Here is a 12670-nt window from a genome sequence, read left to right on the forward strand (position 1 = left end):
GTCAATTGTCTAAACTCCTACTTGGGCTATTTGGTTTTCTGGCGTGGAAATAAGTGGTTTTAAAGATCAATATTAAAAGCCACTGGATTTAACTTACAACCTTAGTTTTTTTGCTCTAGATGTTTTTCCTTTGAGGATAATTTGGAGAATGATGTTCAAACTCATGCAGAGACAGAAGTCAAAAACAAAAATTAGGCGATCATCTGCCAGAAATTACACAAAAAGCACACAACTTAACTCAAGATTTAAGCGATTCACCTTAGCAATTAAGCGGCTTTCTCCCAGTTGGCAAGCTTGCTTACCGTTGGCTTGTCTAATTGTGTTGGGTTGGGGTTATGTAGCCGTTGCTCAAACTCCCGCACCCGCAGGCCCGACAACAGCAGAATTGAAAGTTGCTATTGATACATTATGGGTAGCGATCGCTGCCTTTTTAGTGTTTTTCATGAACGCCGGTTTTTGTATGTTAGAAACCGGGTTTTGCCGTCAAAAGAACGCCGTTAACGTTCTTGCCAAAAACTTGATTGTATTTGCCCTATCGACCGTAGCATTTTGGGCGATCGGTTTTGGTTTAATGTTCGGTGATGGCAATGACTTCATCGGACTCAGTGGCTTATTTCTATCGGGAGCAGATAACAGCCCTGCCACTGGCGACGCTTATCAAGGAGTGTTTAGCGCCCTCAGTTGGACAGGTGTTCCTTTAGCAGCCAAATTCTTGTTCCAGCTAGTGTTTGCCGGAACCGCAGCCACAATTGTGTCCGGTGCAGTAGCCGAACGGATTAAGTTTGTTGACTTCTTAATTTTCAGCCTATTACTTGTAGGTATTGCCTACCCCATCACGGGACACTGGATTTGGGGTGCTGGTTGGCTGGCAGATATGGGTTTTTGGGATTTTGCTGGTTCTACAGTAGTTCACTCCGTTGGCGGTTGGGCTGCGTTGATGGGAGCCGCATTTCTTGGGCCACGCATTGGCAAATATCAAGATAAACAAGCGGTGGCTCTCCCTGGTCACAACATGAGTATTGCCACGTTGGGTTGCTTAATTTTGTGGTTGGGGTGGTTTGGTTTCAACCCCGGTTCCGTAATGGCTGCTGACCCAAATGCGATTACTCATATTGCTTTAACTACCAATATGGCAGGTGCTGTTGGTGGAATTGCGGCTACAGCTACAGCTTGGTTTTACTTGGGTAAGCCAGACTTATCCATGATTATTAACGGTATTTTGGCTGGCTTGGTGGGCATTACAGCATCTTGTGCTTACGTCAACATTCCTAGTTCCATAGTTATTGGCTTGATTGCGGGCATTTTAGTTGTTTTCTCTGTGCCATTTTTTGACAAACTTGGCATTGATGACCCAGTAGGTGCTACCTCGGTTCACTTAGTTTGTGGTATTTGGGGTACTTTAGCAGTTGGTCTATTTTCTGTTGGCCCTGGTGGCTATCCTTGGCTGGTTGACTTAGCAGGTAAACCAGTCGGCCCACATGGTTTATTCTTCGGTGGTGGTTTTGGTACATTAATTCCCCAAATTGTTGGGATTCTGGCAGTTGGAGGAATGACAGTTCTTCTCAGCACCATCATTTGGTTAGCACTAAAAGCAACTTTGGGAATTCGAGTCACCAGAGAAGAAGAATTAGAAGGCTTAGATATTGGCGAACACGGTATGGAAGCTTACAGTGGATTCCTCAAAGAAGCTAGTCCTGGTGGATTTTCTGAAGGGTCAAGTTCTGGAGGTATGTCATCAGGTGGTGATATCCCAAGTACTCTATAAGCTGGTAAATCTCTAGTTTTATTTTTGATCAGCATCTGCCCTTACAACTTTTTTCTTGGATGTAGAGGGCATTTTTTTATTAAATATTCAATCAATTAAAGTTTAAAGTGATTTTCGAGAGATTTCGACATTTAATGACTTTTATTTGCAAAGAAAAACTTTAAATTTATATATGATCAAGTCCCTAATTTATTTTGTGTGGACTGGTTTATTTGAACTGGGTGGCTGTTATCTCATTTGGTTGTGGATAAGGCAAGGCCAGTCATTTTGGTTAGGGATTTTGGGTGGAATTACTTTAGCTCTTTATGGTGTAATTTCTACTTTTCAACCTGCGAATTTTGGTAGAGTGTACGCTGCTTATGGTGGCGTTTTTATCGCAATGGCAATGCTTTGGGGTTGGCAAGTAGATAAAGTCAAACCTGATAATTATGATTTGATTGGTACTTTCTTAGCATTGCTTAGTGTCCTAATCATCATGTTTACACCGCGAAATTAAGTGCAATTTCACTTGTAATTTGTCTGTTGATGCGGTTTTAAAAGTGCTAACTCAAATACAAAAGTTTTTTATGACCAAACAGAATTATGTGACTTGAACAAAAATGTAAAAATTATACTAATACACATTAATTAATGTCTTAGCAACTATCACAAGGATTATATTTTTGTTAATCTTTTGAAAATCAATCTGGTTGAGTATCTTTCGAGACAAAAATGAGTTGCAAAAAAGAATGCAATGTATTTTAGTATACAAAAAATCTGGACTTCTGAGAGAAGGGGACAAAAACAAGTGTTGAAGAAAGTTTTCACGATCGCGGCTATTACCCTATTTCTTTTAGGATGGCCGTTTATGGGCAATGCTTTTGCCCAAACATCAGCAGCACCACCCGCAGCTGATACAGGAGATACAGCATTTATGCTGATATCATCAGCACTAGTTTTGTTGATGACACCAGGATTAGCGTTCTTTTACGGTGGATTTGTGCGATCGCGCAATATCCTCAACACTTTGATGATGAGCTTTGTGTTGATGGCGATTGTTGGCGTTACCTGGGTGTTGTGGGGCTATAGTCTGGCTTTTGCACCAGGAAACCCCATTATCGGGGGTTTACAATGGCTGGGTTTAAATGGTGTCGGGCTAGAAACGACTAATTATCTCCAAGGTTCTGAGCCGAACGAGGTAGTTTCTTATGCTGCGACAATTCCCCATCAGGCATACATGATTTATCAAGCCATGTTTGCTATTATCACCCCAGCATTGATTTCCGGTGCGATCGCCGAACGGATGAGTTTCCGCGCCTATAGTTTATTTGTTTTACTATGGTCAACCTTTATTTATAGCCCTTTAGCTCACATGGTCTGGGCAAAAGGTGGATTTCTCGGCTTGTACGGGGGTTTAGGCGCTCTCGACTTTGCTGGTGGGACAGTCGTACATATTAGTTCTGGGGTTTCGGCGTTAGTCGCAGCCATAGTCCTCGGCCCTCGCAAAACTCACCCCGACCGCCTCAGCCCACCACACAACGTGCCTTTTATTTTGTTAGGTGCTGGCTTATTGTGGTTTGGTTGGTTTGGCTTTAACGCTGGTAGTGCTTTATCTGTTAGTAGTGGAACTTCTGGTGATGTAACCACTAACATAGCGACTACCGCCTTTGTGGCTACCAATACTGCGGCGGCGGCGGCGGCTTTAATGTGGCTGATTTTAGAAGCAACACTACGAGGTAAACCCACTGCTGTAGGCGCGGCTACAGGGGCGGTTGCTGGTCTAGTAGGAATTACCCCAGCCGCAGGTTTTGTGACTCCAATAGCCGCAATTTTAATTGGTTTTATTACCTCCTTTGTCTGCTTCTATGCAGTCAGTTTCAAACACAAACTCCAAATCGACGATGCCTTAGATACCTATCCTGTGCATGGTGTGGGTGGTACAGTTGGGGCAATCTTAACTGCTGTATTTGCTACTACCCAGGTTAACGGCGGTGGTAAAGATGGGGTAGTGCGTGGTAACTTTGGCGAACTCGGAGTAGAACTAGTAGCAATTTTGGTTGCGTATGCGATCGCCGCAGGTGGTACTTTTATTATTCTCAAAGTTATCGATGCTACCGTTGGTCTACGGGTCAAAGAAGAAGCCGAAATTCAAGGTTTGGATATCAACGAACACGGCGAAGAAGGTTACAACTCCGAATTTGGTGGCGATCGACCTGTTAATTAAAGTGCCGAGTACTCACAAATCAGCCACTCAAAACTTTTTTAGTGACTTTTGCGAACTAGCGGATAAAATTTGAGTCAAATTATCAGCAAATTTCGCTAGTCGTGACCACTTCTGCAAAAACCTTCCCCATTTGGGCATTGTTATCGTTGGCAACCAACGGCATACTTATGTTGGCGGTCATTCTGCTAATTTTGCAACGGCAGAAATTGACCGCTGTTTTTGGTAGTTTGCCTCCACAACAGACAGTTAACGCATCCCAAACTGTTACACCCGATTTAGGCCGCCATTATCAACTCAATTACGAACAGTGGTTAGATGTTCTCAAACAAGAAGCTAAAGCCGCTACCGAGAAAAATCCTGAGCATTTAAGTATCCTGGCTGGAGATTCTATTAGTCTGTGGTTTCCGACAGAATTATTGCCAGAAAATAGATATTGGCTCAATCAAGCAATTTCTGGCGAAAATAGCACTGGACTCTTAAAAAGATTAGAGATATTTGATAGCACTAAACCAGAGATCATTTTTGTGATGATTGGTATTAATGACCTCATCCGTGGAGACAGCGATGAGGTGATTTTAGAAAATCAGCGACAAATTATAAAATACCTCCGCAAAGCTCATCCTACAGCACAAATCGTTGTCCAATCGATTTTGCCACATGGTGCAGAAGAAGCGACCTGGGAAGGACGAGATAAATTGCTGTTGCTTCCCAACAGCCGAATTCGCCAATTAAATCAGCAATTACAACGCATAGCTGCTAGACGCGGCGCAAAATATCTAGATTTATATTCTTTATTTACTAATCAACAAGGCAATCTTCGTCCTGAACTTTCGACTGATGGTTTACACCTGAGTCCCGCAGGTTATCTGGTTTGGCGTACAGCATTGCAGATTTATACTCAATCAGGAACTTAATTTTTTGCCTTTTTACTTTTCACTTTTTACTTAAATTGTGTCTCCACAAGCGAAAATCAGAAAGAGGAGACATTATAGAATTAAACATGGATACAAAAGCTTTTAAACGTACACTCCAACATTCAGAAAATTACAATCGCAAAGGGTTTGGTCATCAAGCAGAAGTCACAACCCAGTTGCAATCTGAGTATCAAAGCAGTTTGATTCAAGAAATCCGCGATCGCAATTACACTCTGCAACGTGGTGATGTTACCATCCGCCTAACTCAAGCTTTTGGGTTTTGCTGGGGTGTAGAACGTGCTGTCGCGATGGCTTATGAAACTCGTCAGCATTTCTCCACAGAACAGATTTGGATTACTAACGAAATTATCCACAATCCTTCGGTAAATCAGCGAATGCAGGAAATGGAAGTCAAATTCATTCCTGTAGAAACAGGTAAAAAAGACTTTTCTGTTGTGGAAACCAATGATGTGGTTATCTTACCTGCATTTGGAGCGAGTGTTCAAGAAATGCAGATATTACACGATAAAGGCTGCAAAATCGTCGATACCACTTGTCCTTGGGTTTCTAAAGTTTGGAATACCGTTGAAAAGCACAAAAAAATCGATTATACCTCCATTATTCACGGTAAATATAAACATGAAGAAACCGTTGCTACTAGTTCCTTTGCAGGCAAATATTTAATTGTCTTGAATTTAAAAGAAGCACAATACGTTGCTGACTACATTCTGAACGGTGGAAATCGAGAAGAATTTTTACAAAAATTTGCTAAAGCTTGTTCCGCCGGGTTTGACCCAGACCGAGATTTAGAACGGGTGGGTATTGCTAACCAAACCACTATGCTAAAAGGTGAAACTGAGCAGATTGGTAAGCTGTTTGAACGGACGATGATGCAGAAGTATGGCCCATCTGAGTTGAATCAGCATTTTCAAAGCTTTAATACTATCTGTGATGCTACCCAAGAACGGCAAGATGCCATGTTGGAATTAGTACAGCATGATTTAGATTTAATGGTGGTGATTGGTGGATTTAACTCATCGAATACTACCCAATTACAACAAATTGCTTTTGAAAAGGGTATTCCTTCTTATCATATTGATGCTGTAGAACGGATTAAATCAGCTAAAGCTATCGAACATCGCCAGCTAAATGGAGAATTAGCGATCGCCGAAAATTGGCTACCAGCAGGTAAAATCGTTGTTGGTGTAACCTCTGGTGCATCTACACCCGATAAAGTTGTTGAAGACATCATCGAACAGATCTTTACCCTCAAAGCTTAGAACTTTAAGATTTATATAGCAGGGGACAGGTAATAGGTGACAGGTGACAGGGTTAAAAGCTTTGTGGTGTCTAAGTTTTATTATTTGTCGATGTCCTAACCAACTTGGCTACCGCTATACCAATTGGAAAAGTTCTGAAAAGTTGAGCAAAAAAAATCCCCCGCCGTAAGGTGGGGGATTTTTTCAGTTACCTAACAAAACTAGTAGCCAGATCAACCGAACTTACCAGCAGTGGAGGCGATGAGGAAGGCGGCGTAGGTGAGGACGTAGCCAACGGTGAAGTGAGCTAGACCAACCAAACGAGCTTGAACAATGGAGAGTGCAACGGGCTTGTCTTTCCAGCGAACTAGGTTAGCTAGAGGAGTACGCTCGTGCGCCCAAACCAAGGTTTCGATCAACTCTTGCCAGTATCCTCTCCAAGAGATGAGGAACATGAAGCCAGTTGCCCAAACTAGGTGTCCGAAGAGGAACATCCAAGCCCAAACAGACAGGTTGTTCATACCGTAGGGGTTGTAACCGTTGATCAACTGTGCAGAGTTAGCCCACAGGTAATCACGGAACCAGCCCATCAGGTAGGTAGAGTTTTCGTTGAACTGAGCAACGTTACCTTGCCAAATACCCAGGTGTTTCCAGTGCCAGTAGAAGGTTAACCAACCTACTGTGTTTAATGCCCAGAACAGAGCTAAGTAGAAGGAGTCCCAAGCGGAGATGTCGCAAGTACCGCCACGACCAGGGCCATCGCAAGGGAATGCGTAGCCGAAGTCTTTTTTGTCTGGCATTAATTTAGAACCACGAGCATCCAAAGCACCTTTGACTAGGATGAGGGTGGTTGTGTGCAGACCTAGTGCGATCGCATGGTGTACCAAGAAATCGCCAGGGCCAATTGTTAAGAACAAGGAATTGGTGCCAGAGTTAATGGCGTCTAACCAACCGGGCAACCAAACGTTTGCATAGTTGGGATAAGCTGTGTAAGCAACACTGTCGGGGTTAGACAACAAGGTGTCTAAGCCGTAAAGCACTTTACCGTGAGCAGCTTGAATGAATTGAGCAAATACTGGCTCGATCAGGATTTGCTTTTCAGGAGTACCGAAAGCAACTACTACGTCGTTATGAACGTACAAACCGAGGGTATGGAAGCCCAAGAACAGCGATACCCAGCTGAGGTGAGAGATAATCGCTTCTTTGTGCTGTAATACGCGCTCCAGCACGTTGCCTTTGTTTTGTTCGGGGTCGTAGTCACGTACCCAGAAAATTGCACCGTGGGCAAACGCACCAACCATCAGGAAAATTGCAATGTACTGGTGGTGGGTGTAAAGCGCTGCTTGGGTGGTGTAGTCCTTAGCGATGAACGCGTAAGCAGGCAAGGAGTACATGTGTTGCGCTACCAAGGAGGTAACAACACCTAAACAAGCTAGGTGCCAACCTAATTGGAAGTGCAGGGAGTTGTTGTAGGTGTCATAAATGCCTTGGTGAGGCATGTTGAATGGCCCTTCAACTTTTTTGCCAAAGAAAGTTTTGGCATTCATCATTTCTTTGATACTGTGACCAATACCAAAGTTGGTACGGTACATGTGACCAGCAACGATGAACAATACGGCGATCGCCAAATGGTGGTGAGCCATGTCGGTCAACCACAGAGATTCTGTCTGAGGATGGAAACCACCTAAGAAGGTCAGAATCGCTGTACCAGCACCAGTGGATGTACTAAATACATGACCAGCTGTATCTGGGTTTTGAGCGTAAACGCTCCAGTTACCTGTAAAGAATGGCTGCAAACCTGCTGGGTGGGGGGCAGTGCTTAAGAAGTTGTCCCAACCTACGTGCTGTCCGCGAGATTCGGGGATAGCAACGTGAATCAAGTGACCAGCCCAAGCTAGAGAGCTAACGCCGAACAAACCAGCAAGGTGGTGGTTTAGGCGAGATTCAGCACTCTTGAACCAAGCGAGGCTGGGGCGGAACTTGGGTTGCAAGTGCAACCAACCAGCAAATAAGAACAGGGCAGCGAATAGTAACAGACCAAGTGAACCAACATACAGTTCTTGGTTTGTCCGCATACCGATGGTGTACCACCAGTGGTAGACACCAGAGTAAGCAATGTTTACAGGATTACTAGCACCAGCTTGGGTAAAAGCTTCAATTGCGGGTTTACCGAAGTGGGGATCCCAAATCGCATGGGCAATTGGGCGGACGTGTAGAGGATCTTTAATCCACTGTTCAAAGTTACCTTGCCAGGCTACATGGAACAGGAGGCTAGAAGCCCAGAGGAAGATGATTGCCAGATGTCCGAAGTGGGTAGCGAAAATCTTTTGGTAAAGATTTTCCTCGGTCATGCCATCATGGCTTTCAAAATCATTGCCCATCGCGATCGCATACCAAATGCGACGCGTAGTTGGGTCCTGTGCGAGATCCTGGCTAAATTTTGGAAATTTTGTTGCCATAGCTTTGATATTTCCTCTGACCCTTAGCCATCAGGCATCAGCTTTTGGAGTTCTGAGTTTTGAGCTTTGAGCAATTACCCATCACTCACTACTCAGTACTCCGTATAACTGATTGCTATCCTACTGAAAGAATGTGTGCGTGGAAGAATGCCCAGGTGGTAGCGATTCCTCCTAAGAGGTAGTGAGCTACACCAACAGCACGGCCTTGAGTGATGCTCAGAGCGCGGGGTTGGATTGCAGGTGCTACCTTCAGTTTATTATGAGCCCAAACAATGGACTCAATTAGTTCTTGCCAGTAGCCACGACCACTGAACAGGAACATTAAGCTGAATGCCCAAACAAAGTGAGCGCCTAGGAACATTAATCCGTAAGCAGACAAAGCACTACCGTAGGAGTTGATTACTTGTGAAGCTTGCGCCCACAAGAAGTCTCGCAACCAGCCGTTGATAGTGATGGCACTTTGGGCAAAGTTACCACCAGTAATATGAGACACATTACCAGCTGCGTCTACAGTTCCCCAAACATCAGATTGCATTTTCCAACTGAAGTGGAAAATCACAATAGATAGGGAGTTATACATCCAGAACAATCCGAGGAACACATGATCCCAGCCGGAAACTTGGCAAGTACCACCACGGCCTGGGCCGTCGCAGGGGAAGCGGAAACCTAAGTTGGCTTTATCGGGGATCAAGCGAGAGCTGCGAGCGAACAGTACGCCTTTCAGCAGAATCAGAACAGTTACGTGGATGGTAAAAGCATGGATGTGGTGAATCAAGAAGTCAGCTGTACCCAAAGCGATGGGCATCATAGCGACTTTACCACCTACAGCCAAGATACCGCCGCCAAAGGCATAACTCACAGGCTCTAAGGCATTGGGAGCTGTGCCACCAGGAGCCAAGGTGTGCAAGTTTTGCACCCATTGAGCAAACACTGGCTGCAACTGAATTGCGCTGTCAGAGAACATGTCTTGGGGACGGCCCAAGGCACGCATTGTGTCGTTGTGGATGTACAGACCAAAGCTGTGGAAGCCGAGGAAAATACAAACCCAGTTCAGGTGGGAAATAATTGCATCCCGGTGACGAATCACCCGATCCAGAACGTTATTTTGGTTCACAACTGGATCGTAATCCCGCACCATGAAGATGGCTGCGTGAGCCGCACCACCTACAATCAAGAATCCACCGATCCAAATATGGTGAGTGAAGATACACAACTGAGTTGCGTAGTCAGTCGCCAAATATGGATAGGGAGGCATCGCGTACATGTGATGCGCGATGATGATTGTCAGCGAACCCAAGAAGGCAAGGTTAGTTGCTAATTGAGCGTGCCAAGAGGTGGTCATGTTCTCATAAAGACCCTTGTGACCTTCCCCGGTGAAGGGGCCTTTGTGGTTTTCGAGGATCTCTTTGATGCTGTGACCAATGCCCCAGTTTGTGCGGTATTGATGACCAGCAATGATGAAGAGTACAGCGATCGCTAAGTGGTGATGAGAAATATCAGTCAGCCACAGACCACCGGTTACAGGGTTTAAACCGCCCTTGAAGGTCAAGAAGTCAGCATACTGACCCCAGTTCAAGGTGAAGAAAGGTGTTAAACCAGCCGCAAAGCCGGGGAATAGGTCGATCAACAAACTCTTGTTGAGAATGAACTCATGAGGTAAGGGGATATCTTTAACAGCTACCCCTGCATCCAAAAGCTTGTTGATTGGTGCGGAGACGTGAATTAAGTGTCCAGCCCATCCCAAGGAACCGCAGCCTAGTAGAACTTGCAGGTGGTGGTTCAACATCGACTCCACATTCTGGAACCATTCCAGTTTGGGAGCGCGTTTGTGGTAGTGGAACCAGCCAGCAAATAAGAACAAGCCTGCTAATACCAAGCCGCCAATCGCTGTGCAGTAAAGCTGGAAGGAGTTAGTGATACCCCAGCCACGCCATACTTGGAACAAGCCAGAGGTGATCTGAATACCGTGGAATCCTCCACCGACATCACCATTTAAAATGTCTTGTCCAACAATGGGCCAAACGACTTGAGCACTGGGTCTCACGTTCAACGGATCACTTAACCAGGCTTCGTAGTTAGAAAACTTCGCGCCGTGGAATATCATCCCGCTTAACCAGATGGTCACAACGGCCAGGTGTCCGAAGTGAGCCGCAAATATCTTGCGGGAAATGTCTTCTAAATCGCTTGTATGAGTATCAAAATCGTGGGCGAGAGCGTGGAGGTTCCAAATCCAGGTGGTGGTTTTTGGGCCTCTAGCTAGAGTTCTGTCGAAGTGTCCTGGCAATGCCCATTTTTCAAATGAGGTTGGTACCGGGTCATTATCAACTATCACTCTGGCTTTCTTTTCCTCTCGCTCCGGAGGACTAATCGTCATTCGACCTCCTCTGGTGATAAGGAATGAGGAATCATGAAACCACAATGTGATCTTTAGTCGCCTTCTCCAGATAGTGGCTGGAGGAGCGATGAAGACGCTATGTGGAAGTTTGTTTCTGTTGAATTATAAAGTCTTTACTTGTACATTGTTGGAGAGATTTTAACAATAATTCAAAATCGCCAAATTAATTGTCTGATCTAGCTTTTATCTTTAAACTCCTGAGCAAAAAGTCAATACTTTCTTCATTTAATTTACAAAGAATAACAATTCGTTAAATTTATGATTCATGGATATAATATGTACCAACTCAGTATTCTAGACTCCAGCCATATACATTTTTGGTACGAGAGTAAGACCTCTGTAAGCGGAAATTGTCAAAAAGATTACTGCTGTCCTAGCATTTAAAAAAATACATAGTACCTGAGCAAAACTTTACCTTTTAGGCTATGGTGTCCGATGGGCAGGTTAGGACAAAATGATTTTGCAGTTTTGCAGACTATAACTGGGTTTAAGGCATGAATTTGTGGTGTGTGAAGACTTTAAAACAGATCCTCCCCAGGAGTCTGACTATTATTAAGTGGCTAATCATACTAGTATTTGTCTTGAATTTAAACAGTTGTGCAGAGAAAGCGGTTAGTCAAGACGTATCTATTAGCCCTACAGAAAAATCTCAACCGACTTCGCAGCAATTTACTGAAGTTGCACCACCAGAGGTGATTCAAGAACTGCGTTCAACCTTAGAGGTGTATCGCCCTCAGGTGACTATAGTCACACCTCAACTTGAGGAAATCATCCCAGATACGAAAGTTAAAGTTCAGTTTCAGGTAAAAGATTTACCTGTATTTAAAGACCCAAAGTTGCAATTAGGCCCTCATCTCCACGTAATTTTGGATAATCAGCCTTACATCCCTGTGTACGATTTAAGCCAGCCCTTGGTTTTGTCGGATTTATCTCCAGGTACACATACTGTACGTGTGTTTGCTACTCGTCCTTGGGGTGAAAGCTTTAAAAATGAAGGTGCTTATGCTCAGACTACATTTCACATTTTTACTAAAACGGATGATAACAGTCCTGATTCTAGCTTGCCCTTGCTAACTTACAGCACTCCGCAAGGTAGTTATGGCGCTGAACCAATTTTGCTGGACTTTTATTTAACTAACGCCCCACTGCGTTTAGGATCTACAGATAATCCGAATGACCTGTTCAGTGATTGGCGCATCCGTTGCACAATTAATGGTGAAAGCTTTGTTTTCGATCGCTGGCAAGCAGTTTACCTCAAAGGCTTCCAACCTGGAAATAATTGGGTGAAGCTGGAATTTTTAGATAACCAAGGTAACACTGTCAAAAATGCCTTTAACACTACTGTGAGATTGGTTAACTACCAACCAAAGGGTAAAGATACACTTTCTCGAATTATTAGAGATGAACTTAAAGCTGATGAAGTACGCAGCATTGTAGATCAAAGTTACATTCCTCAGCCATTAGTTCCCACACCGACACCAGAACCACAAACAATTCCACAACGTGAAATTCCAGAGGTAGTTCAACCTCAACCAACTGAGTTACCACAGCCAGAAGTAACACCTACACCGCAAGTGACTGAGTCGCCAGCACCGGAGGTAATACCCACAACTCAAGCTACTGAGTCGCCAGCACCAGCACCAGAAGTAATACCTACACCTCAAGTTACTGAGTC

8 protein-coding genes are annotated in these 12670 nt (G+C 44.3%); 6 read left to right on the forward strand and 2 right to left on the reverse strand.

Annotated elements, in window-relative coordinates; translation table 11 throughout:
- The first annotated feature begins 163 nt into the window (after positions 1–163).
- From NCWK1_RS27390 to NCWK1_RS27410, 5 genes are all read left to right on the forward strand, one after another.
- Entirely contained in the window at positions 164–1765 is a 1602-nt protein-coding gene (locus tag NCWK1_RS27390) for an ammonium transporter (RefSeq protein WP_103126882.1), read from the forward strand.
- A gap of 172 nt (positions 1766–1937) precedes the next feature.
- Positions 1938–2261, forward strand: coding sequence for a YnfA family protein (locus NCWK1_RS27395; RefSeq protein WP_096583577.1), 324 nt, complete (start codon positions 1938–1940; stop codon positions 2259–2261).
- A gap of 351 nt (positions 2262–2612) precedes the next feature.
- Positions 2613–3968: an ammonium transporter gene (locus NCWK1_RS27400; RefSeq protein WP_103126866.1), complete on the forward strand. Its 1356-nt coding sequence runs from the start codon at positions 2613–2615 to the stop codon at positions 3966–3968.
- Positions 3969–4069: 101 nt separating this feature from the next.
- Positions 4070–4882: an SGNH/GDSL hydrolase family protein gene (locus NCWK1_RS27405; protein ID WP_096583572.1), complete on the forward strand. Its 813-nt coding sequence runs from the start codon at positions 4070–4072 to the stop codon at positions 4880–4882.
- Between the two features lie 86 nt (positions 4883–4968).
- On the forward strand, positions 4969–6162 hold the full coding sequence (locus NCWK1_RS27410; RefSeq protein ID WP_103126867.1) for a 4-hydroxy-3-methylbut-2-enyl diphosphate reductase: 1194 nt from the start codon (positions 4969–4971) through the stop codon (positions 6160–6162).
- Between the two features lie 212 nt (positions 6163–6374).
- Here NCWK1_RS27410 and psaB read toward each other — a convergent pair whose 3' ends face one another.
- A complete protein-coding gene (psaB, locus tag NCWK1_RS27415) occupies positions 6375–8600 on the reverse strand; it encodes a photosystem I core protein PsaB (RefSeq protein ID WP_096583568.1) in 2226 nt (741 codons plus the stop codon).
- Positions 8601–8715: 115 nt separating this feature from the next.
- Entirely contained in the window at positions 8716–10974 is a 2259-nt protein-coding gene (gene psaA / locus NCWK1_RS27420) for a photosystem I core protein PsaA (RefSeq protein ID WP_096583566.1), read from the reverse strand.
- Between the two features lie 515 nt (positions 10975–11489).
- On the opposite strand from psaA, the gene NCWK1_RS27425 reads away from it, so the two are divergent.
- Positions 11490–12670: hypothetical protein (locus tag NCWK1_RS27425; protein ID WP_103126868.1), on the forward strand; the 1181-nt coding region annotated here is incomplete at its 3' end.

The organism is Nostoc cycadae WK-1 (assembly GCF_002897135.1).
In the GTDB taxonomy this organism is placed as follows: domain Bacteria; phylum Cyanobacteriota; class Cyanobacteriia; order Cyanobacteriales; family Nostocaceae; genus Nostoc_B.

Bases quoted from the DNA above. Each gene is read 5' to 3' on its own strand.
- NCWK1_RS27390 (WP_103126882.1), top strand. From the start codon at position 164: ATGCAGAGACAGAAGTCAAAAACAAAAATTAGGCGATCATCTGCCAGA.
- NCWK1_RS27395 (WP_096583577.1), top strand. From the start codon at position 1,938: ATGATCAAGTCCCTAATTTATTTTGTGTGGACTGGTTTATTTGAACTG.
- NCWK1_RS27400 (WP_103126866.1), top strand. From the start codon at position 2,613: ATGGGCAATGCTTTTGCCCAAACATCAGCAGCACCACCCGCAGCTGAT.
- NCWK1_RS27410 (WP_103126867.1), top strand. From the start codon at position 4,969: ATGGATACAAAAGCTTTTAAACGTACACTCCAACATTCAGAAAATTAC.
- psaB (WP_096583568.1), bottom strand. From the start codon at position 8,600: ATGGCAACAAAATTTCCAAAATTTAGCCAGGATCTCGCACAGGACCCA.
- psaA (WP_096583566.1), bottom strand. From the start codon at position 10,974: ATGACGATTAGTCCTCCGGAGCGAGAGGAAAAGAAAGCCAGAGTGATA.